Source organism: Burkholderia sp. BCC1999, from assembly GCF_905339975.1.
Lineage (GTDB): Bacteria > Pseudomonadota > Gammaproteobacteria > Burkholderiales > Burkholderiaceae > Burkholderia.
In genome coordinates this window covers 158,955-182,576 of the sequence record NZ_CAJPHP010000007.1, presented here as the reverse complement: position 1 = coordinate 182,576, position 23,622 = coordinate 158,955, and the positions used below count along the sequence as shown (strand labels likewise).

The window sequence follows — 23,622 nt, the reverse complement described above, 5'->3', positions numbered from 1 at the left end:
GGCGCCGCTTCAGCGGCCGCGTGCCAGTGCGCGCGCGCGTTCGTCGGCCAGCGCGTCGCGGCGCACGAAATCCGCGACGAATGCGCTTGCCGGATGATGGTGCAGCGCGTACGGGGTGTCCCATTGCGCGAGCTGGCCGTCCTTCATCACGCCGATCCGGTCGGCGATCGCGAACGCTTCGGCCTGGTTGTGCGTGACGAGGATGGCGGTGTGGCCCGTGCGTTTCAGGATGTCGCGCAACTCGAACGCGAGCCGCTCGCGCGTATCGACGTCGAGATTCGAGAACGGCTCGTCGAGCAGCAGCAACTCCGGTGACGGCGCGAGCGCACGGGCGAGCGCGACGCGTTGCTGCTGGCCACCCGACAACTCGTGCGGGTAGGCGCCGCTGGAATCGGCGAGGCCGACGAGATCGAGCATTTCGGCAACACGCATGCGCCGTTCGGTCTTCGGCATGCGCCGCAAACCGAACGCGACGTTGTCGGCCGCGCTGAGGTGCGGGAACAGCGCGTAGTCCTGAAACATCATGCCGATGCGCCGCCGCTCCGGCGGCACGTCGAGCGATGGCGCCGCGACGGGCGCGCCGTCCAGCATGATGCGTCCCATGCGCACGGGTTCGAACCCGGCGATCGCACGCAGTACGGTCGTCTTGCCGCAGCCCGATGCGCCGAGCAGGCAGCCGATGTCGCCGCGCGGCAGCGCGAGGCTCAGCCCGTCGACCACCGTGCGGCGGCCGTGCGGCGTGTCGTAGGCGACGCAGAGGTCATCGAGTTCGAGCAGGTTCACGGGTTCAGGCTCCGATCTTGTGGCGGGTGCGCGCGAGCAGGATCACGGGCACGAGCCCGGCCAGCACGATCGCGAGCGCGGCGACCGCGCCTTCTTCGTAGGTACCGCGTGCGGCTTCCGCATACAGCCAGGTCGCAAGGGTGTCGAAATTCAACGGGCGCAGCAGCAGCGTGGCCGGCAATTCCTTCATCGCGTCGACGAACACCAGCAGCGCGCTCGTCGTGAGCGCGGGCCGCAGCAGCGGCAGGTGGACGCGGCGCAGCGTGCCGCCGGCTGTCTCGCCGAGCGAGCGCGCCGCGTGTTCGAGCGATGGCGGAATGCGCGCGAGACCGGCCTCGATGCTGCCGGCCGGGATCGCGAGAAAGCGCACGGTGTACGCGATCACGAGCGCGGTGACCGAGCCCATCAGCAGCAGCCCGTCGCGTCCGAGCGCCGCGCCGAACAGCCGGTCGGCCGCCGCGATCGGGATCAGCAGGCCGATCGCGAGCACGGTGCCCGGCACCGCATAGCCGAGGCTCGCGATTCGCGCACACAGGCGGGCAGGGCCCGCGCGGGCGCTGTCGCGTTGCGCGCGTGCGGCCCACGCGACGACGAGCCCGCACGCGAGCGTCGCGGCGGTGGCGGCGGTGGCGATCGTCAGCGTGTTCGCGAGCCCCGTCATCAACTGGTCGGACACACCGCCGACGAGATGCAGCCGCTTGCCGGTCTCGACCGCGAGGTACGCAGCGGGCGCGCCGAAACCGAGCAGCACGGGCAGCCAGCCGAACACGGCGGCGCCGAGCGCGGCCGCGCCGGTGAGACGACGCGGCGAGATCGGCCGCATGCGCCGGCCATGCGCGTAGCGCTGGCGGCGGCGCCCGTAGCGTTCGAGCACGATCATGCCGACGACGATCGCGAGCATCGCAAGCGCGATCTGCGCGGCGCCGGCGAGGTCGGAGCGCGTGATCCAGGTCGTATAGACGGAGACGGTCAGCGTTTGCACGCCGAGGAATTCCGACGCGCCGATGTCGTTCAGCGTTTCGAGCAGCGCGAGGCTCACGCCGACCGCGATCGCGGGCCGTGCGAGCGGCACGACGACGCGCCAGAACGTCGCGATGCGTCCCGCGCCGAGCGTGCGCGCGGCTTCGAGCAGGCTCGCGGATTGCGTGACGAACATCGCGCGCGTGCTCAGGTACACGTACGGATACAGCACGAAGCCGAGCACGAAGATCGCACCGGGCAGCGAGCGCAGGTCGGGCAGGCGGAACTGGCGCGGGCTGTCGAAGCCGAGCAGCCAGCGGATCGCGCCCTGGACGGGGCCGATCGGGTGCAGCAGGTCGAGATACGCGAACGCGACGATATAGGTGGGCACGGCGAGCGGCAGCAGAAGTGCCCATGTGAGCACGCGGCGGCCGGGAAAATCGTAGGCGGTGACGAGCCACGCGCACCCGGTGCCGACGATCGACACGATCGCGCCGACGCCCGCGAGCAACAGCAGCGTATTGACGAGTGCCTGCGGCAGCACGAATTCGGCGAGATGCCGCCAGTGCGCGAGATCGGCGTCGAACGCGGCGGCGACGAGCACCGCGAGCGGCGCCGCGACCGCCGCGGCGATCGCCAGCGCCGCGAGCAGCCACAGGCTGCCCGCGCGCGGCCGCAGGCGCGGCCGGGATGGCCGGCGGTACGCGCCGGCCGACGAAGCGTCAGTTGTCAAAGCCGACCTTGTCGACGAGCTGGCTGGCCTGCTTGCGATGCTTCGCGATGTCGGTCAGCGGCAGCGGATCGACCTTCAGCGCACCGAAGCTCGCGATCACCGGATCGAGCTTCACGTTTGCGCGCACCGGGTATTCGTAGTTCGCCTGCGCATACAGCGCCTGCGCGTCCGGCGACACGAGGTATTCGAGCAGTTTCACCGCGTTGGCCTTGTGCGGCGCGTGCTTCGCGACCGTCGCGCCGCTGATGTTCACGTGCGTGCCGCCGCTCTTCGCGTTCGCGAACGTCGGCCGCACGACCTTGATGGCATCGCCCCACTTGCGCGCATCGCTGCCCGGCTCCGCATTCTTCATGTGGCCGACGTAGTACGCGTTCGCGAGTCCGACGTCGCAGATGCCGCCGAGGATGTCGCGTGCGACATCGCGGTCGCCGCCCGTCGCCTTGCGCGCGAGGTTCGCCTTCACGCCGCGCAGCCACTTCTCGGTCGCGGCTTCGCCGTCGTGCGCGATCATTGCCGCGACGAGCGCCGTGTTGTACGGATGCTGGCCCGAGCGGATGCAGACCTTGCCCTTCCATTTCGGATCGGCGAGATCCTCGTAGCGGAATGCGTCGACCTTCAGGTCCTTTTCAACGTACAACACGCGGTCGCGCAGCGACAGTGCATACCAGTCGCCGTTCGCGCCGCGCAGGTTCGCGGGAATCGCATCGTCGAGCGCCTTCGAGCGCACCGGCTGCGTGATGCCGCCGTCGACGAGATCGAGCAGGTTGCCGACGTCGACCGTCATCAGCACGTCGGCCGGCGACTGCGTGCCTTCCGCCTTCACGCGCTCGAGCAGTCCGTCCTTCACGAACACCGTGTTGACCTTGACGCCGCTCTGCTTCGTGAAGGCATCGATGAGCGGCTGGATCAGCTTGGGCTCGCGAGTGGTGTACAGGCTCACTTCCTCGGCCGCCTGGGCAAGCGGCGCGAAAGCGGCCGCAGCCAGGGCGAGGGCGCCGGCGAGCGGCAGCAGGCGGGTGCGCGGATTCGACATGGGGACTCCGGTGGAACTGGTGGACGAAGAAAATATTACAAAATGAAAGACTCAGGATTCTAGATCGAAATGGGAACGATTACCAACTGAAAGCTTGCGGAAAGCGACGGGGGCGGGCGGAACGGCGATCGGAAACGGGGCGTCGCAGCTCGGGCGCAAGCGCGTAGAATGCCCGCTTCGATGAATTTGACGGAGACGCACCGACCATGAACGATCAGCGCAAGAAGAACCCTGTCCGCAACGTGAGCATCCTGATCGTCGTGGCCGTGCTGCTCGTGATCGGGACGATCCTGTACAACGCGATTTCGCAGAAGCGTGCGTACGACGAGGCCCATCCGGCCGAGGCCGCGAGCGCGGCATCGCACTGACGTGCCGGTGCGCGGCCCGGCCGGGCCGCGTGCGCGGGGGCATGCGAAGGGGAGTAACCCGCGGCTTCCGGCGCGACTGACGTCGCGCGGAGCCGGGGCAGCAGCGGGCGCCGAAGGAGGCGCGCCGCGTATTCAGGTCAGCCGTGCGTCAACGTGACGCAGGGGCGAATTTCGGGCGGATCCGTGCGTAGAACACGGCCGCGAGCAGCGCGAGCCAGGCCGCGCCGACATACAGCGCGACGCGCGTATCCTCGAACCAGCCGAGCATCACGATCACGAAACCCATGAACGCGATCGTCAGCGCCGGTGCGACGGGCCACAGCGGCACCTTGAACTTCAGCGCGGCGACTTCGGCGCTCGACAGGCGGCGACGCATCGCGACCTGCGACAGCAGGATCATCAGCCAGACCCACACGGTCGCGAACGTCGCGATCGCGGCGACCATCAGGAACACGTCCTTCGGCATCAGGTAGTTCAGCACCACGCCGACGAGCAGCGCGCCTGCCATCACGAGCACCGTGACCCACGGCACGCCGTGCCGCGACGTCGTCATCAGCACGCGCGGCGCCTGGCCCTGTCGCGCCATCCCGAACATCATTCGGCCCGCGCCGAAGATATCGCTGTTGATCGCCGAGATCGCCGCGCTGATCACGACCAGGTTGAGGATCGTCGCAGCCGACTTCACGCCGAGCGCCGAGAAGATCTGCACGAACGGGCTGCCGTCGCCGCCGACGCCCGTCCACGGGCTGATCGACATCAGCACGACCATCGTCAGCACGTAGAACAGCAGGATGCGCGCGGGTACCGCGTTGATCGCACGCGGAATCACGCGTTCCGGGTCCTTCGCTTCGCCGGCGCTCATCCCGATCACCTCGATCCCGCCGTACGCGAAGATCACGACCGACAGCGACGCGATCAGCCCGCCCATGCCGTTCGGCAAGAAGCCGCCATGGTTCCACAGGTTCGCGAACGTGGGCACGTCGGCCGAATGGCCGAAGTGCATGCCGGTCAGCAGGATCGCGACGCCGCCGCCGATCATCGCGACGATCGCGCCGACCTTGATGATCGACAGCCAGAATTCGAGCTCGCCGAACACCTTGACGTGGCACAGGTTCAGCCCGCAGATGATCGCGACGACGCCGAGCACCCAGATCCATTGCGGGACGTCCGGAAACCAGAAGCCCATGTAGATGCCGAACGCGGTGATGTCGGCGATCGCGACGATCACCATTTCGAGCGTGTAGGTCCAGCCGGTGACGAATCCCGCGAACGGGCCGAGGTTCTCGGTCGCGTAATGGCCGAACGAGCCGGCGACGGGTTCGCGCACGGCCATCTCGCCGAGCGCGCGCATCACCATGTAGACGGCCGCGCCGCCCAGGATGTACGCCAGGATCACGGCCGGGCCCGCGAGCTGGATCGCGGACGCTGAACCGTAGAACAGGCCGGTGCCGATCGCCGAGCCGAGCGCGAGAAAGCGGATGTGCCGCGCGCTCAGGTGGCGCTGCAAGTTTTTCATCGGGTCTCCGATATCGTTATGCGACGGACCGGGCGAGCGGGACCGGTCCGATTGGCTCAAGTTGTCTATACAACTTGAATGTGAGCGAATGATAACAAGCCGGGCCGGGTGACCGGAATCGGGTATTCCCTGACTGGCGCGATGAGCGGAATCGGGCTTGGGGCGAGCGCGCGACGTGCGGGCGGGCCACGTGAGGCGGACGCGACATGCTTGGGGAGGTCGTTGAATCGTGGAGTGCCAGCGGCCGACCCGCGGTGTGCGCGGGCCGGCTAGCCGGCCGGTCATTCGGGGTCAGGCGGGCAGTCGGATCACGCTCGCATCCTTGCGGATCAGCAGCGACGACGCGAGCATCTGCTTGCACTGGTGCGCGAGCACTTTCAGGTCGTGCGTGAGCTCGGCGCCGACCGCATCGGATTTTTCCGCGGACACGACCATCGCGTCGAGATCGCGCGTGATCTGCTTCGATGCATCGATCTGGTCGGCAGGTGGCGGCTCGCCGGCTTCGGCCTTCTCGAGATTGTCGAGCACGGCGGCGAGGCCGCGCTGCAGCGCGTCATCGTGCAGGATGCCGCCGTCGGCCGCGCATGCGCTGCGGATCAGCGGCGCGGCGGCCGTTATCTGCGCGCCGAGCACGTGCGTCTGCACGAGCAGGTCGTTCAGCTCGGGTACGAAGCGCTGGTGCGCCTTCGGTTCGATCATCATGCGCTGGAACGCCTGCCCGAGGTTCGCGAATGCGATGTGCACATCCTTGCGTGCAAGGCGGTAGCGATAGTCGTCGTCGAGGCTCGCGGCGGGCGACTCGACCACTGCCGCCACGCCCGGGACGACGGCCGCGCCGTCGGCGGCCGGGACCGGCGGCGGCGACATGCCGCGCCCGGCGCGCCACACGGCCTCGAAATACTTGCGGGTGGACGTCAGCATGTCGGTGACGAGCTTGCCCATCAGCCGGTATTCCCAGTACGGGAACAGCCGGCTCGCGGCGATCGCGATCATGCAGCCGACCACCGTGTCGATCGCACGTTCGCCGATGATCCGCATGCTGCCCGGCGCGAGCAGGTGGAACATCAGCAGCACATAGGACGACGTGAAGACGACGCTCGCCGCGTAGTTGAACAGCAGCAGGCTGTAGCTCATCACCATCGACCCGAACATGATCGCGATCAGCAGGTGCGGCTCCTTCACCGTGTAGATCAGCGCGATGCTCGCCGCGCAGCCGATCAGCGTGCCGATGATCCGTTGCGCGTTGCGCTGCTTGGTGAGCGAGTAGCCGGGCTTCAGGATGATGATGGTCGTCATCACGATCCAGTACGCGTTCGTGAGCGGCAGCAGCCGGCCGATCCAGAAGCCGACCGCCACCGCGATCGTCACGCGCAGCGCGTGGCGGAAGCTCGGCGAGCGCATGTTCAGGTTCGAGAAGATCAGGAGCGGCGACATCCGGCGACGCTGCAGGAAGCGCGTGAGCGCCTTGTCGATCTTCAGTTCGGTTTGCTGCGGATCGGCGTGACCCGACAGGTTGCGGCGCATCCGGTCGATCAGGCGCGTCGCACTCCAGATGCGCCGGAACGTCGCGAGCACGGCCGCATACGCTTCCGCGTTGGTGGCCGCGAAGTTCTTCTTGCGCATCAGCTCGATCTCGTACTCGATCGCGCGCAGCTCGGCTTTCACGCTGATCCGCGAATGCGGCGCGCGGTTCTCGAGCACCGCGAGGCCGATCTCCTCGAGATCGGCGGCCGCCTTGCGGATCAGGTCGCGGTAGAAAATGATCAGGTCCGAGCCGCCGAACGTATTGCGCACCAGCGGATAATCGGTGTGCGCGCCGACGAACAGCTCGTGCAGGTCGACGCTGTTGATGAACAGGTTGTACATCGTCGTGCGGCCGGGATCGAGCTTGCCGCGCCGCAGCTTCGGCAGGTTGCGCAGCACGATGTCGCGCGCGGTTTCCTGCGTTTCGACCGCGGTAATCTGCCGGGCGACCAGATTGCGGTAGCACTCGTCGAGGTCGGCATCGAGATCGTAGAATTGCGCGCGGGCGAGCAGGTAGTCGGCGCAGGCGAACAGGCTTTCGGCCAGCGCCTGCTGCTCGATCCGGCGTGCCTGCCATTGCGACACGAGCGTGGCCCAGTACGTGTACCAGAGGCCGCCCGCGAGAATCCAGCCGGCGTTGATGAACGCCTGCAGCGGCGTGAACTTCTCCTCGAGCGTCATCACCATCATGAACAGCGTCGCGAAGCTGATCTGCGGCCAGCGGTTGCCGTAGACGACGATCAGCGACAGCACGAACGTGAGCGGTACGATCGTGAGCCACAGCGCGAAGATGTTCGGTGTCGCGAGGCCGGTGGCGAGCGCGGCCAGGAAGCCGATCACGCTGCACGCGAGCATTTCGTTGTGCTTGTACTTGAGCGGACCCGGCATGTCGACGACACAGGCGCCGAGCGCGCCCGTCGAGATCGTGAAGCCGAGTTCGCGGTTGTGGAACACGATCAGGCACAGCACGGCCGGCAGCGAGACGCCGACCGCGATCCGCAGGCCGCCGAAAAAGTACTGGCTGTAGAAAAACTTTCTGATTTCGACCGAATAGCGCATCGATGGACTGAATGGCAGACGAAGACGCCCGGGGCGGCGTATTGACTGGCGACGAGTCTATCGTATTTCGCGGTCCGCAAAACCTGGCTTTCCGGCCGAGGTTCGCGGCGGCGGTCCATTTGCTATCCTTGGGGACCCTGTTCGCCCGGCTCGGCCGGTGCGAGGTTCCGACGCCCGCTTCATGCTCCATCTCTTCTATTCGAACCGTCACGAAACGCTGGCCGACGCGCTGCTCGAGGATCTGGCCGCGTTCCCGGCCCGCAACGGCCCGTGGGCGCCGCAACAGGTCATCGTGCCGAGTGCGGCGCTGCGCCGTCGCCTCGAGCTCGACATCGCCGCGCGCAACGGCGTGTGCGCGAACGTCGAGTTCACGTATCTCGCGCAATGGCTGTGGGCGCAGATCGGCCGCGTGATGGACGTGCCCAAGCGTTCGCCGTTCGCGCCCGACCGCCTCGTGTGGCGCTGCTACCGGCTGTTCGCGCAGGCGGCCGGCGGCGCGCCGTGGCTCGCGTCGCCACGGCTGGCCGCGTATCTGTCCGCGTCCGACGATGCGATGCGCTACGAGCTCGCGCACCGCGTCGCGGCCGTGCTCGATCATTACCTGACCTATCGTCCCGAATGGCTGGCCGCGTGGCAGGCGGGCGAATCCGTGCTCGCGGGCGACGGCGCGCCACGCGGGATCAGCGACGCCGCGCTTGACGACGAGCACTGGCAGGCCGCGCTGTGGCGCGCGCTGCTCGCCGAGCTGAGCGACAGCGGCACGCCGCCCGCGCACCGCTTCCTCGTCGAAGCGCGCCATCTCGATCCCGAAGCGGTCGCACGTGCCGACTGGCCGGAATCGGTCAGCGTGTTCGCGCTGCCGACGATGCCGCCGCTGCACGTCGCGCTGCTGCGCGAGCTGTCGCGCTGGATCGACGTGCGCGTCTATGCGCTGAACCCGTGCCGCGAATTCTGGTTCGACATCGTCACGGCCGCGCATGCCGAGGCGCTTGACGCGGCCGGGCGGCTCGACTACCAGGAAGTCGGCCATCCGCTGCTCGCCGAGTGGGGCAGGCAGACGCAGGCGCAGTTACATATGCTGCACGAACTGACCGAAAGCGCCGCGTCAGGCGATGCGTCGCGCTTCGTCGCGAATCCCGAATCCACGTGGCTCGCGCGCGTGCAGAACGCGATCCTCGAACTGCAGCCGGAGGCCGAAACCGGCGACACGCCGGCCGAGCGCGGCATCGAGGTGCACGTGTGCCACAGCCTCGCGCGCCAGCTCGAAGTGCTGCATGACCGCCTGCTTGCGTGGTTCGACGCCGACGCGAGCCTGCAGCCGTCCGACGTGCTGGTCGCGGTGGCCGACCTCGCGGCGGCCGGGCCGCTGATCGATGCCGTGTTCGGCACGGCCGGCGCCGGCGGCGCGCGCGTGCCGTACCGGATTACCGGCCTGCCGCCGTCGCAGGCGAACCCGGTCGCCCGCGTGCTGCTCGACTGGCTCGCATTGCCGGAACGGCAGGTCGGCGCGCCGGAGCTGGTCGAATGGCTGCGCGTCGATGCAGTGGCCGCGCGCTACGACATCGACGCGGCTGCGCTCGAGACGGTGCAGACCTGGCTCGCGGCCGCCGGCGCACGGCGCGGGTTGTCGCCGCTCGCCAGCGATGACGCGGCCGTGCCCGCGCCGCGCCACACGTTCTCCGACGCGCTCGCGCGGCTCTTTCTCGGTTATGCGATGCCGGAGGGTGCGGCGCCGATCGGTGCGTGGCTGCCGATCGAGGCGGCCACGGGCAGCGAGGCCGAACTGCTCGGCCGGCTTGCGCGCTTCACCGACGATCTCGACGGCTTCGCGCGGCGCCTGGCTGAATCGCACACGCCGAGCGGCTGGAGCGAACTGTTCGCCGACACGCTCGCACGCTTCTTCGATTCGGGCGCAGCGTATGCGGACGCACTGGCCGGCGTGCGCGATGCGCTCGACGCGATGCTGGCCGCGATGACGGAGGGCGCGCCCGACGAAGCATTGCCGGCTGCCGTCGTCCGCGCGGGGCTGGCCGCGGCGCTCGACGATCCGGCGCGCGGCGGGGTGCCGTGGGGCGGGGTCACGTTCTCGTCGCTGACGAGCTTGCGCGGGCTGCCGTATCGCGTCGTCTGCCTGCTCGGGATGGACGACGGCGTGCTGCCGAGCCTCGCACGCGCGGACGAATTCGACCTGATGGCCGTGTTGCCGAAGCTCGGCGACCGGCAGCGCCGCGACGACGAGCGCAACCTGTTTCTCGACCTGCTGCTCGCCGCACGCGACCGGCTGCTGATTGCCTACACGGGCCGCAGCATTCGCGACAACGCACCGTTGCCGCCCGCGGCGCTCGTCGACGAGTTGCTCGATCATCTGGCGATCGTCACGGCCGGGCCCGACGCTGCACCGGATGAAGTCGATGCCGCGCGGCGCGCGTTCATCGTCGAGCATCCGCTGCAACCGTTCGCGGCCGCGTATTTCCAGCCCGGCAGCACGCTCGTGTCCTATGACGCCGAGCGTGCGACGCTCGCGTCGCTGCTCGCCGCGGAAGTGTCGCGCGACGGCCCGCGCGAGTTGCCGTTCTTCGCGCAGCCGCTGCCGGCCGAACCGGTCGAGCCCGTCGCGTTCAGCGAATTCGAACGCTTCTGGCGTCATCCGGCGCGTGCGTTGCTGCGCGGCCGGCTCGGCATCGTGCTTGCCGACGCGCAAGCCGAACTGCTCGATACCGAACCGTTCTCGCTCGACTTCGCCGGCAGCGATGCACTCGCCGAGCGCGTGTTGCCGCTGTTGATCGAATCGGACGAGGGCGGCGTGCACGATCACGCGCTGCGCATTGCCGACGCGAGCCCCGAACTGCCGGGCGGTGCGACGGGCGCGGTATGGCGCGACCAGGCGCTCGGCTCGATGACGCAACTGGCGTCGAGCGTGCGCCGAGCGCTGGCCGACGGCATCGAGCGGCGGCCGTTCTCGCTCACGGTCGTGCCGGCGTGGCCCGATACCGAGCAGGCGTTGTTCGGCACCGACGACGCGATGCTGTCGACCGACGCGGTGAGCGCGCCGCTCGAACTGCATGGCACGCTGAACCGGTTGACGCCGGCCGGCCAGATCATCTACCGCTACGCACGGCCGAGTGCGCGCGACTATCTGTCCGCGTGGCTCGCGCATCTCGTCTACTGCGTGGTCGAGCCCGACGGCCCGCGCCGTACGATGTGGTTCGGCAGCGGCGGCGCGTTCGAGCTGACGCCCGTCGCGGCGCCGCTGGAGCGGCTCGCGCCGCTTGCCGCGCTGTTTCGCGCGGGGCGGCGCATGCCGCTGCGGTTCTTTCCGCGCAGCGCGTGGGCGAGGGTATCCGACGGCGAAGCCAAGGCCGCAAGCGTGTGGATCAACGAACGTGTCGTGAGCGAAGCCGACGATCCGGCCATCGCGATCGCGTGGCGCGGCGCGCACCCGTCGCTCGACGAGCCGTTCGGCACACTCGCGAAGCTCGTGTTCGAGCCGCTCATCGAGCATCTGAAGGAGGTCGCATGAGCGCCGTGTCGCAGCCGCAGCAGGCGCTCGAACTCGACGTGTTCGCGTGCCCGCTCGACGGCGTCAACCAGATCGAGGCATCGGCCGGCACCGGCAAGACCTGGAACATCTGCGCGCTGTATGTGCGCCTGTTGCTCGAGAAGGATCTCGGTGCGGACGAGATTCTCGTCGTGACCTTCACGAAGGCGGCGACGGCTGAACTGCACGAGCGGATTCGCAGCCGGCTCGCGCAGCTTGCGCATGCACTCGACACGGGCGACGACGGCGGCGATCCGTTCATCGCACGCCTGCTCGAGACCACGCTCGGCGAAGACGGCGCGCTCGACCCGGAGACGGCCGCGAAGCGGATCCGGCGCGCGCTGCGTGCGTTCGACCAGGCCGCGATCCACACGATCCACGCGTTCTGCCAGCGCGCACTGCAGGAGGCGCCGTTCGCGGCGGCGATGCCGTTCGCGTTCGATATGGAGGCCGACGACGCGTCGCTGCGCTTCGAACTCGCGGCGGATTTCTGGCGCACGCGCGTCGAACCGGCGGCCGCACGCTGGCCGGGATTTGCGACCTGGCTCGTCGAATCGGGCGCCGGTCCGGCGGCGCTCGATGCGCAGCTCGCGCGCCGGCTGAAGAAGCCGCTCGCCGCGCTGCGCTGGGACGGCGTGACGGAACCGGACGAGTCGGCCGAAGCCGCCGCGGCCGAATGTTTCGCCGAGGCGTCGCGGATGTGGGCGGCCGAGCGCGATGCAATCGATGTGTTGCTGCGCACGGCGCAGCCGGTGCTCAATCAGCGCTCGCACAAGCCCGATGCGGTCGCAGATGCGCTGGCCGCATGGACCGCGCATTTCGCGCAGGGCGACGCGACGGCCGCGCTGCCGAAAGCCGCGTTGAAGCTCACGCATTCCGCACTGGTGAAGGCGACCAAAAAAGGCGGCGTGACGCCCGAGCACGCGTTCTTCGATGTCGCCGATGCGCTCGAAGCCGCGGTAGCGGCCGCCGAGGCCGCACAGCGTGCGCGCTGGCTCGCGCTGATCTCCGACTGGCTCGACGTGGCGCCGGGCGCGCTGGCCGAGCGCAAGCGCACGCGGCGCGTCGTGTCGTTCGACGATCTGCTGGCGAACTTGTACCACGCGCTGCATGCGCATCCGTGGCTCGCCGAGACGCTGCGCGCGCGCTATCCGGCCGCACTGATCGACGAGTTCCAGGACACCGACCCGCTGCAGTTCGCGATCTTCGACCGGATCTTCGCGCCGAGCGGCCCGCTGTTCCTCGTCGGCGATCCGAAGCAGGCGATCTACAGCTTCCGCGCGGCCGATCTGCATACCTATCTGGCGGCGCGCGCGCGGGCGAGCGCGTGCTACACGCTTGCGGTCAACCAGCGTTCGACGCCCGCGATCGTCGATGCGTGCAACCGCTTCTTCATGTCGAATCCGCGCGCCTTCGTGCTCGACGGGCTCGACTATTACGCGGTGCGCGCCGGCACGCGCGTGCGCGAGCCGTTCGTCGACGAAACCGATCCGGGCCCGGCCGGCGACTTCCGGGTCTGGGCGTTGCCGGGTGGCGAAGGCACGTTGCTCAAGCGCGATGCGCAGGCGCAGGCCGCGCAGGCCTGCGCCGCCGAGATCGCGCGGCTGATGCGTGGCGCGCGCGAAGGGCACGTGCGGCTCGGTGAATCGCCGCTGTCGCCGGGCGACATCGCGGTGCTCGTGCAGACGCACCGGCAGGGCAGTCTCGTGAAGCGCGTGCTCGCCACGTGGGGCATCGGCAGCGTCGAGTTGGCGCAGGCGTCGGTGTTCTCGACCGGCGACGCCGAGCAGCTCGAACGCGTGCTGGCGGCGATCGATGCGCCGGGCGACTTGCGGCGTCTGCGCGCCGCGCTCGCGTCCGACTGGTTCGGCCTCGATGCCGGTGCGCTGTGGCGGATGGAGCAGGGTGACGGCGACGCGCGAAGCGAAGCGTCCGACAGCACCGACGCGATGAGCTGGGTCGAGCGCTTCTCGCGATATCGGCTGCTGTGGCGCGAACGCGGTTTCGCGGTGATGTGGCGCACGTTCACGCGCGAGCTGCGGATCGCCGAGCGGCTGATGGCCGGTGCGGACGGCGAGCGTCGCGTGACCGACATCAACCATCTGGCCGAACTGACGCAGGCGCGCGCATCCGCGCAGCCGGGCATCGCACCGACGCTGCGCTGGCTCGCCGCGCAACGGCTCGACGGCGGCGGCGAGGAAGCGCAGTTGCGGCTCGAATCCGATCGCAACCTCGTGCAGATCGTGACCGTGCACAAGTCGAAGGGGCTGGAATACGCAATCGTGTTCTGTCCGTTCCTGAACGACGGCGGATTGCGCGAGCCGCCTTCGTCCGCGCTGCCCGATGCGCGCGAATATCACGACGAAGCAGGCGACGCCGTGCTGCATTACGGATGCGACGACGAAGCAGCTGCGCACGCGGCGCGACAGGCGTTGCGCGAGCAGGCCGCGGAGCGCGCGCGGCTCGTCTACGTGGCGCTCACGCGCGCGGTCTATCGTTGTTATGTCGTTGCCGGGCCGTACCTGTCGTCGCGCTCGACGCGTGAAGCGCGGCGCAGCGTGCTCAACTGGCTCGTCGCCGGCGCCGGCCAGTCGTTCGATGCGTGGCTCGACGAACCGCCCGACGAAGCTGCGCTCGATACGGCGTGGCAGGCGCTCGCGGGTGGCCCCGTGAGCGTCGCGCCACTGCCGGCGCCGGCGCGACGCGAGCGTCTCGCGGCAGGGCACGACGCGTCGCAGACGCTCGCGGCGCGTCATGCGACGCGTGTGCTGCGCGACGCGTGGCGGATGGCGAGCTTCAGCTCGCTGACTGCGTCGATGGCGCGCGAGGAAGCGGGCGTCGCGGCCGTCCCCGACGAAGAGTTGCGGCCGGATCACGACGCGCTTGCCGAGGTGACGCCGGACGGCGAATGGATCTTCGACGAGCCGGTCGCAGCCGTTCCGTCGGACGACGACATCCTCGTGTTCCCGCGCGGGGCGGCAGCCGGCGAATGCTTGCACCGCCTGTTCGAACTCAGCCGCTTCACGGAGCGCGAGTCGTGGCACAAGGCCGCGCTCGGTGCGCTGCACGACCGGCCGGTCGAGGCGGAGCCCGAGCTCGCTACGCGGTTGCCGGCGATGATGGCCCGGCTGGTCGACGATGTCGTGCACACCGAGCTCGTGCCGGGCATGCGGCTCGCCGATCTCGATCCGGCGAAGCGGCTCGACGAAATGGGTTTCCTGTTCCCGGCGCCGTCGCTCGACCTGATGGCGTTGCGCCGTTTGCTGGTCGCGCATGGCTATCCGGACGTTGCACTGGAGGCGGGCATGCTCGCCGGTTTCATCAAGGGTTTCATCGACATGATCGTCGAACACGACGGCCGCTTCTGGATCGTCGACTGGAAGTCGAACCATCTCGGCACGACGCCGGATGCCTACGGCCCGCGCGCGCTCGACGTCGCGATGGCCGATCACGCATATCACCTGCAGGCGCTGCTCTACACGGTCGCGCTGCATCGCTACCTGCGCGGGCGGCTGCGCGACTACGACTACGACACGCACATCGCGGGCTACCTGTACCTGTTCGTGCGCGGCGTGCGGCCCGACTGGCGCAGCGGCGGCGAGCCGTCCGGCGTGCACGCGCGCCGGCCCGCGCGTGCGCTCGTCGATGCCCTCGACCGGATGATGGAAGGGGGCCGCGCATGAACGCGTCGGACGACACGCTCGAATTTACCGGCGGCCTCGTCGCGCGGCTGCCCGAGCCGGCCGATTTCGGCATCGCGCTCGCGGAAGGCTTCGCGCGTCGGATCGGCGATCTCGCGCGGCGCGCCGGCGCGCCGTCCGCAGCAGCGCGCTGGGCGGCACGCGCCGCGTTCGCGACGAGCCGTGCGACGGCCGGCGGTCACGTATGCGTCGCACTCGGCGCGCTCGCGCAGCGCTACGAAGCACCGCTTGACGAGGTTCGCGCGGCGCTCGCCGCCAGCGGCGTGGTCGCGTTCGGCACGCTTGCGCGTGGCGACGAGCGGCCGCTGATCGTCGACCGGCACGACCACCTGTATCTGTCGCGCTATTTCGATTACGAACGGCGGCTTGCCGATGCGCTCGTCGCGCAGGCCGGTGCCGCAGCACCGGATGAAGGGCTGTCGCCCGACCGGCTGCGCGACAACCTTGCGCGTTACTTTGGGCCGGCCACCGGCGAAGTCGACTGGCAACGCGTGGCGGCGATCGTCGCGCTGACGGGCCGCGTGACGATCGTCAGCGGCGGCCCCGGCACGGGCAAGACGACGACTGTCGTCGGCGTGCTGGCTTGTCTGCTCGACGCGCACCCGGGGCTGCGCATCGCGCTGGCCGCACCGACCGGCAAGGCCGCACAGCGGATGCAGGAAGCGCTGCATGCACGGGCCGGCGACTTGCCGCCCGAGCTGGCGGCGCGTTTGCCCGATACGTCGTATACGCTGCATCGGCTGCTGGGCGGCGGCGGGGCGGCCGGCTTTCGCCATCATCGCGACAATCCGTTGCCGTACGACCTGATCGTCGTCGACGAAGCGTCGATGATCGACGTCGCGCTCGCCGCGCATCTGCTCGATGCGCTTGCGCCGGGCGCGCGGCTCGTGCTGCTCGGTGACAAGGATCAACTGGCCGCGGTCGAAGCCGGTGCCGTGTTCGCGGAGCTCAGCGCGCGGCCAGCCTTTACGGCCGCGGCGCGCACGCGCATCGCGCAGGCGCTCGGCATCGACGAGGCGGCGTTCGTCGCGGCGTTACCGGTGCCGGACGAAACTGCAGCCGCAGGGGTTCCGGCTGCGAGTCGGGCTTCCGCTTCGGCGCAGGCCCCGGCGTCACCTTCGACATCGGCTTCCGTTTCACGCAAACCGGCGTCCCGGCCGAAGGCCGATCCGCGACAGGCATCGCTCTTCGACGACGAATCGCAGGATGACGAAGTTTCGTCGGCCGGGATCGTGTCGCCATTGCCCGCCGTCCCGGCGCCGGTCGATATCGGCGGCACCGTTACAGCGGCTGACACACCCGCGTGGATCGAAGCCGACGAACTTGCATGGCTCGATGCCGTCGAACTGCCGCCGTTCGACGCCGGCGACGTGGCGCTGGCATCGATGACGGCGACCACATCGCCATCGACCGTTGAAGCCGCCGCAGCGTCCGCCATGCCCGGGCCGGCGCCACTCGCGGATTGCGTCGTCTGGCTCGAACGCAATTACCGTTTCGGTCTCGATTCACCGATCGGGCGGCTGTCGCTCGCGATCCGTAGCGGCGACGTGCAGGCCGCGCTCGATGCGCTGCCCGCCGACGACGCGGCCGCCGCGTCGTTCCACGACGATGCGGGCGATGCGCTCGCACCGTCGACGGTCGAGCGGCTCGCAAGGCGGTTCGGCGCGTACCTCGACGCGTTGCGCGACGCACTGACTGCGCCGGTGCCCGATCCGCTGCCGCTGTTCGATGTGCTCAACCGGTTTCGGATCCTGTGCGCGACCCGCAACGGCTCACGCGGGGCGGAGCACGTCAACGCGCTCGTGGCCGCGCATGTGCGGCACGCCGCTCGCGTGCCGCTCGCGGTCGGCGCGCGCTGGTTCACCGGGCGGCCGATCATGGTGACGCGCAACGACTATGCGCTCGGGCTGTTCAACGGCGACATCGGCATCGCGTTGCCCGATGCGCACGGTGTGCTGCGCGTGTGGTTCAGGCGCGCGGACGGCACCGCGCGCGCGGTGTCGCCGGCTGCGCTGCCGCCGCACGAAACGGCGTTCGCGCTGACCGTCCATAAATCGCAGGGCTCGGAATTCGACGAAGCCGCGCTCGTGCTGCCGGCATCGTTCAGCCGGGTGCTCACGCGCGAGCTGGTCTATACGGCCGTCACGCGTGCCCGCACGCGCGTCCAGGTGATCGGGCCGCGGCGTGTGCTGGTGCAGGCGGTCGCGACGCGCACGCAGCGCGATTCGGGGCTCGCTGCGCGCGTCGACGAAGCGCTTGCGCGGCGCCGCACGGAGGCTTCGCGATGATGATCCGCTATACGCTCGATCCGGCCGACGTGGAATGGACGGCCGTGCGCGCGCAGGGCGCGGGCGGGCAAAACGTGAACAAGGTGTCGAGTGCGATTCACCTGCGCTTCGACATCCGCGCGTCGTCGCTGCCGCCGGTCATCAAGGAGCGGCTCCTCGCACTGTCCGACCAGCGCATCACGCGTGACGGCATCGTCGTGATCAAGTCGCAGGAATACCGCACGCAGGAGAAGAATCGCGAGGCGGCGCTGGCGCGGCTCGATACGCTGATCGGCAGCGTCGCGTTCACGCCGCGCGCTCGCGTTGCGACGCGGCCGACGCGCGCGTCGAAGGAGCGGCGGCTCGAGCACAAGTCGCGCCGCAGCGTGGTGAAGTCCGGAAGAGGGAAGGTGACCGACTGACGAATGAATGGCCGGCGGCCCGCGCAGGCCAATGTCCGCTGCCCGCGCGGCTAGCGCATCACCGTTCCCGCGCTGTCGAGCACGAAGTCGACGCAGAACACGACGAGCCGGCTCTGTGCCCGGATCGCGACGGCGGCCGTATAGCAGTCGCGACCTTCCGTCAGCGAGAAGTGCGGGCCCATCAGCGCGACGCGTCCCGGTGCGGCGATTGCACGCTGGAAATACGGGCGTCGCGACCAGTTGCTGTGGGTTTCGGGGAACAGCGGCGCGAGGCGCGTGGCGCCCGCCTGGCCGTCGTCGGTGTGGGCGCCGATCGACGGCAGGAACTGCTCGCCGATCTCATCGGTGACGAACACGCGGCGCGCGGCCGGCACCGCAAATACACGTTGCGCGGCGTCCTGCAGGTTGCCGCTCGCGGAAAACGCGGCCGCGCCGGTGAGCACGAGCCGCTCGATTGCGTCGAAGCCCGGTTGCTCTGCGATGACCGGCGTGTGCCGGTCGGCGATGAAGCGTTGCCACGCGGCGTCGAGCATCGCGGGCGCGGCCGCGCTCGCGTGTGCGATCGAGGCGTCGGGCTGGCCGAACCGGAAACCCTGCACGAAATCGATATCGGCTTCCATCAGCGCCTGCAGCGCGTCGTCGCTTTCCACGCCTTCGGCCAGCACCATTGCGCCGGCCTGGTGCAGCATCGACACGAGGTGATGCATGATGCGTCGATCCTCGGCCGACCCGGTCGAGCGTTCGACGAGCGAGCGGTCGAGTTTGACGATGTCGGGCCGTGCGCGCCAAACGCGGTCGAAGTTCGAGAAGCCGGTGCCGAAATCGTCGATCGCGATCAGGAAATCGCGATGCTGGATCATGTCGATCGTGCGGGCGAGCGCGGCTTCGTCGCGCGCCGGTTGCTCGACGACTTCCAGCACGATGCGATTCGGCGGCAACGAGAAATGCCGGCACAGCGCCTCGACGAACTCGCGCTGCACGAGGCCCGTATCGAGCACGCGCGGCGTCACGTTCAGGAACAGCCAGCCGTCGCCGATTCCTTGTGCGACAAAGTTGGCCGTGTGCAGGCAGCGCGCGAGCCGGTCGAGCATCAGCGCGTCGGCGTCGCCGCGCGTCCGGTCGAACAGCGCGGTGGGCGACACCAGCGCGCCGTTCGCGTCGACGACGCGCAGCAGCGCTTCGTATCCGACGACGCGCTTGTGCGTGATCGACAGCACGGGCTGGAACACGCTGCGCAGCTTCGTGGTGCGATAAGTGGCGAGCCAGCCGCCGGGCGTCGGCGTGAGGCGTTCGAGCAGGGAGTCGAGCGATAGGTCGCGGGCGGGCTTCATGTCAACGGTGCCCGGGGGCGAGCGGTGGGGCGGGAGCGAGCCGCCACGCCGATGCAGTCGCACGCGCAGGCGGACGCGAAAGAACGTGGAGCATCGATGCCGCCTTCTGCGGGTAAGTGTTCCGAGTGTAACGGGATTGCAGCGGCACGCGTATCAGGGTAACTCCAGACGCAAACGGTACACGGCTCGGCCGTGGCTGGCGCGCAGCGGTATCAGGCGCCGGGCGAGTGCGTGCCGCGCATGACTGTCACGCAGCGAAGCGCGCCGCCGCGGGACATGACAACCCGGCCGCATGGCGAATGGTGGGGAGTGGAGTACGGGAAATCCCGGCGGCCGACACGGGCGCAGCCGGGATCGGCCGTCAGAGGAATGGGGGCGTGCGGCGACACCATTCGCGGTGCGTTGGCGGGCGGGCGTTGCGCGTCACCGGCGGTTGACGATGGCCGCGCGACGAACGACGGCGCCCGCGCCCGGCTCGTCAGGTCGCTTCGCCGCCGCGCGGCCCGAAGCCGGGAATCCGCTTGATCACGCCAGTCGCGAGCGCGGTGCCGACGAGCACGATCGCGCAGCCTTCGATCATCATGGCCGACACGTGTTCGCCGAGGAACAGCGCCCCCCACAACAGCCCGAACACGGGGATCACGAACGTGACGGTAATCGCGCGGGCAGGGCCGATATGTGCGATCAGGTAGAAGAAGATGAAGTACGCGACGCCCGTGCATGCGATGCCGAGGGCGAGCACCGAGCCCCACGCGTGTGCGCTGACCGGCGCGGCCGGCCAGGTGGCGATCGCGAACGGCAGCAGCAGGATGGACGAGCCGATCATGCTGCCGGCCGCGTTGACGAGCGGGTCGACGCCGCTGAGCTTGCGCTTCGTGTAATTGGCCGCGATGCCGTAAAGCAGCGTCGCGCCGAGCGCCGCGGCGGCGGCGAGCGCGGTCGCGCTGGCGCCCGTGTCGCCGTGCGCGTTCGCGATCTGGTTCCACACGAGCGTGAGCACGCCGGCAAAGCCGATCACGAGGCCGAGCGCGCGCGGCAGCGACAGCTTGTCCTTCAGCCACAGGTACGCGACGAGCGCGCCCCACAGCGGCGTCGTTGCATTGATCACCGACGTCAGGCCGGCCGACAGCGTCAGCTCGGCGAACGCGAACAGGCAGAACGGGATGCCCGAGTTCAGCGCGCCGACGACGAACAACGGCCACGCATGATGGCGCAGCCGCGCGCCGAGGTCGGCGGGTTTGAAGCGCGTCAGCGCGAAGCCCGTGAGAAACAGCGCGCCGATGCCCACGCGTAACGCCATCAGCGGCGCGACGCCGAGATCGACCACGCCGATCCGGATGAACAGGAACGACGCGCCCCACAGGGCAGCGAGCACGGTCAGCAGAAAAGCGTTCTTGGGCGACATCGATCGTGAGGGCGGGGACGGGATGCGATGAATCTTACACCGCGTTACCGTGCCGTCGTTTCACGATTGGATGAAACGACAAGAAACGGGCAGGTCGCCGGTTGCGGGGGACGGGCGGCCTTCCGTCGGCGGCCGTATCCGGTCAGTGGTGGCGCCAGCCGCCGCGTCCGCCGAAGCCGAAATTGAGCGACAGCGCCGGTCCCCAATAGCCGCCCCATGCGGGTGCATAGGCGGGTGCCGGATAGTAGTAGGCGGGGCCGGGATCGACGTACACGGGCGCCGGCTGCACCGGCGCGGCCGTGTAATAGCCGCCAGGATAGTAGCCGTACGGGTAGTAGCAGCCGGCGAGCGTCGTGCAGGCGAGCGCCGCTGCGACGAGGGTCCTGTTCATGATGTCTCTCCGGCGGAGCCGGCAATCGGCAGATGCTTAAGCTTAGGCCGCGCGCCGATGACACGGTATGCAAAACGGTAACCGATCATTTCCGGGCGGTTGACGCGCATATTGCGACGCCGCATGCGAAAACGGCGCTTCCGCATCGCGGAAACGCCGTCTGGACGAATGTTGCGCCGGGTCCGGCCGGCTGCTTACTTGCCGACCTGGTTGCCGATGATGCCGCCGGCTGCCGCGCCGCCCAGCGTCGACAGCGCGTTGCCGCCGATCGCCGCGCCGGCGACGCCACCGACACCCGCGCCGATTGCCGTGTCGCGCTGCCGCCTCGTCATCGAGTCGCAGGCCGACAGGCTGGTCACCGTTGCGACGAGGAGCGCGCATACCCCAATACGCCGAATCGAAATCATGATCGTTGTCCTTGTGGTAGTGAACGGAGGACGCGCGACCGGCTGGCGGCCACGCATGTCCCCAATCTACGCGCCGCTCCACGGGGCTGCTGTAAGGACTTGTTAAGGCTCGCGCGGTTTCGTAATCAATTGTGTCCCGCGCGTCGGCAGGCACACGACATGCGCAAAAAAGCCCGCTCGAAAGCGGGCTTCGTGCATTGCGATGCGATTCCGGTGTGGATCGCCGCTTGCGTTTACTGACGGTGATAGATCTCGGCGCCGGTCTTGACGAACTCGACCGCCTTCACTTCCATCCCTTTCTTCAGCGCCTCGGTTTCCGATACGCCCTGCTGCGCCGCGAACTCGCGCACGTCCTGCGTGATCTTCATCGAGCAGAAGTGCGGGCCGCACATCGAGCAGAAGTGCGCGACCTTCGCCGAATCCTTCGGCAGCGTCTCGTCGTGGAATTCGCGCGCCTTGTCCGGATCGAGACCGATGTTGAACTGGTCTTCCCAGCGGAACTCGAAGCGTGCCTTCGACAGTGCGTTGTCGCGAACCTGTGCGCCGGGGTGGCCCTTGGCGAGATCGGCGGCGTGCGCGGCGAGCTTGTACGTGATGATGCCTTCCTTCACGTCGTCCTTGTTCGGCAGGCCAAGGTGTTCCTTCGGCGTCACGTAGCAGAGCATCGCGGTGCCGAACCAGCCGATCATCGCGGCGCCGATGCCCGACGTGATGTGGTCGTAGCCCGGCGCGATGTCGGTGGTGAGCGGCCCGAGCGTGTAGAACGGCGCTTCCTTGCACCAGTCGAGCTGAAGATCCATGTTCTCCTTGATCAACTGCATCGGCACGTGGCCGGGGCCTTCGATCATCACCTGCACGTCGTGCTTCCACGCGATCTGCGTGAGCTCGCCGAGCGTCTTCAGTTCGCCGAGCTGCGCTTCGTCGTTCGCGTCGTAGATCGAGCCGGGGCGCAGGCCGTCGCCGAGCGAGAAGCTCACGTCGTACGCCTTCATGATCTCGCAGATCTCTTCGAAGTGTTCGTACAGGAAGCTTTCCTTGTGGTGCGCGAGACACCACTTCGCCATGATCGAGCCGCCGCGCGACACGATGCCCGTCATCCGGTTAGCGGTGAGCGGCACATATTGCAGGCGCACGCCCGCGTGGATCGTGAAGTAGTCGACGCCTTGCTCGGCCTGCTCGATCAGCGTGTCGCGGAAGATTTCCCAGGTCAGGTCCTCGGCCTTGCCGTTGACCTTCTCCAGCGCCTGGTAGATCGGCACCGTGCCGATCGGCACCGGGCTGTTGCGGATGATCCACTCGCGCGTTTCATGGATGTGCTTGCCGGTCGACAGGTCCATCACCGTGTCGCCGCCCCAGCGGATCGCCCACGTCATCTTGTCGACTTCCTCGCCGATCGACGACGTGACGGCCGAGTTGCCGATGTTCGCGTTGATCTTCACGAGGAAGTTGCGGCCGATGATCATCGGCTCGGATTCCGGGTGGTTGATGTTCGCGGGGATGATCGCGCGGCCGCATGCCACTTCCGAGCGCACGAATTCCGGCGTGATCTCGGCCGGCGCGTTCGCGCCGAAGGCCGCGGCGCCGAACGCCTGGCCCGGGTGCTGGCGGCCCATCATCGCGGCGAGCTTCGCGCCGTTCGGGCCACTCGACTTCAGGCTCTCGAGGTACTCGGCGCGACGCTGGTTCTCGCGGATCGCGATGTATTCCATTTCCGGCGTGATGATGCCCTGGCGCGCATAGTGCATCTGCGTGACGTTCTTGCCGGCCTGGGCGCGGCGCGGGTTGCGGTGTAGGCCCGGGAACCGCAGGTCGGCGGTGGCCGGGTCGGCCGCGCGCTCGAGGCCGTACTGGCTCGACAGGCCGCCGAGCATTTCGGTGTCGCCGCGTGCTTCGATCCAGCCCTGACGCAGCGCGGCCAGGCCCGCGCGGATGTCGATCTTCGCTTCCGGATCGGTGTAGGGGCCCGACGTGTCGTACACGTAGATCGGCGGATTCTTTTCGCCGCCGAAGCCGGTCGGCGTGTCGGCCTGTGTGATTTCTCGCATCGGCACGCGGATGTCGGGCTGAGAGCCGGTTACATAAACCTTGCGGGAATTCGGCAGCGGGGCGACGGCCGCGGCATCGACATGAGCGTCGGCGGACAGAAACTTCGGATTGGCGTTCATGCAATCTCCTGTGTGAGCG

At 68.8% G+C, this 23,622-nt stretch carries 15 protein-coding genes; 5 read left to right on the top strand and 10 right to left on the bottom strand.

Translation table 11 applies throughout. The features are described from left to right. Positions 1-9: 9 nt before the first annotated feature. Genes U5809_RS12170 through U5809_RS12160 form a run of 3 tightly spaced genes read right to left on the bottom strand, consistent with a single transcriptional unit; the run spans position 10 to position 3,509 of the window. Positions 10-783 (bottom strand): ABC transporter ATP-binding protein, encoded by a 774-nt coding sequence (locus U5809_RS12170; protein ID WP_322086690.1) that lies wholly within the window; start codon positions 781-783, stop codon positions 10-12. Positions 784-787: 4 nt separating this feature from the next. Continuing rightward, positions 788-2,476 (bottom strand): ABC transporter permease, encoded by a 1,689-nt coding sequence (locus U5809_RS12165; RefSeq protein WP_415877941.1) that lies wholly within the window; start codon positions 2,474-2,476, stop codon positions 788-790. After that, complete coding sequence (locus U5809_RS12160; RefSeq protein ID WP_322086689.1) at positions 2,466-3,509, bottom strand: Fe(3+) ABC transporter substrate-binding protein; 1,044 nt, start codon at positions 3,507-3,509, stop codon at positions 2,466-2,468. The genes U5809_RS12165 and U5809_RS12160 overlap by 11 nt, the downstream gene beginning before the upstream one ends. A gap of 206 nt (positions 3,510-3,715) precedes the next feature. Between U5809_RS12160 and U5809_RS12155 the strand changes: the two genes are divergently transcribed. Continuing rightward, complete coding sequence (locus U5809_RS12155) at positions 3,716-3,877, top strand: hypothetical protein (RefSeq protein WP_009688068.1); 162 nt, start codon at positions 3,716-3,718, stop codon at positions 3,875-3,877. Positions 3,878-4,025: 148 nt separating this feature from the next. Here the strand turns inward: U5809_RS12155 and U5809_RS12150 are convergent, their stop codons facing one another. Both U5809_RS12150 and U5809_RS12145 read right to left on the bottom strand, forming a co-directional pair. Beyond that, the gene (locus tag U5809_RS12150; protein ID WP_322086688.1) at positions 4,026-5,393 is read right to left on the bottom strand and encodes an amino acid permease; all 1,368 of its coding nucleotides are present in this window, start codon (positions 5,391-5,393) and stop codon (positions 4,026-4,028) included. A 291-nt stretch (positions 5,394-5,684) separates the two neighbouring features. Next, the gene (locus U5809_RS12145) at positions 5,685-7,976 is read right to left on the bottom strand and encodes an FUSC family protein (protein ID WP_322086687.1); all 2,292 of its coding nucleotides are present in this window, start codon (positions 7,974-7,976) and stop codon (positions 5,685-5,687) included. Between the two features lie 181 nt (positions 7,977-8,157). Between U5809_RS12145 and recC the strand changes: the two genes are divergently transcribed. The 4 genes from recC to arfB are packed head-to-tail and all read left to right on the top strand — an operon-like array spanning position 8,158 to position 17,904. Further along, positions 8,158-11,496 (top strand): exodeoxyribonuclease V subunit gamma, encoded by a 3,339-nt coding sequence (gene recC, locus U5809_RS12140; protein WP_322086686.1) that lies wholly within the window; start codon positions 8,158-8,160, stop codon positions 11,494-11,496. Further along, positions 11,493-15,197 (top strand): exodeoxyribonuclease V subunit beta, encoded by a 3,705-nt coding sequence (gene recB, locus U5809_RS12135; RefSeq protein ID WP_322086685.1) that lies wholly within the window; start codon positions 11,493-11,495, stop codon positions 15,195-15,197. Before recC ends, recB begins: the two co-directional genes overlap by 4 nt. Further along, entirely contained in the window at positions 15,194-17,503 is a 2,310-nt protein-coding gene (locus U5809_RS12130) for an AAA family ATPase (protein ID WP_322086684.1), read from the top strand. Before recB ends, U5809_RS12130 begins: the two co-directional genes overlap by 4 nt. Further along, entirely contained in the window at positions 17,500-17,904 is a 405-nt protein-coding gene (gene arfB / locus U5809_RS12125) for an alternative ribosome rescue aminoacyl-tRNA hydrolase ArfB (protein ID WP_282507116.1), read from the top strand. Before U5809_RS12130 ends, arfB begins: the two co-directional genes overlap by 4 nt. Positions 17,905-17,954: 50 nt before the next feature. Here arfB and U5809_RS12120 read toward each other — a convergent pair whose 3' ends face one another. From U5809_RS12120 to thiC, 5 genes are all read right to left on the bottom strand, one after another. Further along, positions 17,955-19,235 (bottom strand): EAL domain-containing protein, encoded by a 1,281-nt coding sequence (locus U5809_RS12120; RefSeq protein ID WP_322086683.1) that lies wholly within the window; start codon positions 19,233-19,235, stop codon positions 17,955-17,957. Between the two features lie 478 nt (positions 19,236-19,713). Beyond that, positions 19,714-20,640, bottom strand: coding sequence for a DMT family transporter (locus U5809_RS12115; protein ID WP_322086682.1), 927 nt, complete (start codon positions 20,638-20,640; stop codon positions 19,714-19,716). Positions 20,641-20,782: 142 nt separating this feature from the next. Next, entirely contained in the window at positions 20,783-21,031 is a 249-nt protein-coding gene (locus tag U5809_RS12110) for a hypothetical protein (protein WP_034186583.1), read from the bottom strand. Between the two features lie 194 nt (positions 21,032-21,225). Continuing rightward, a complete protein-coding gene (locus tag U5809_RS12105; protein WP_322086681.1) occupies positions 21,226-21,438 on the bottom strand; it encodes a glycine zipper 2TM domain-containing protein in 213 nt (70 codons plus the stop codon). 233 nt (positions 21,439-21,671) lie between these two features. Continuing rightward, entirely contained in the window at positions 21,672-23,603 is a 1,932-nt protein-coding gene (gene thiC, locus U5809_RS12100) for a phosphomethylpyrimidine synthase ThiC (RefSeq protein WP_176046918.1), read from the bottom strand. Positions 23,604-23,622: the final 19 nt, after the last annotated feature.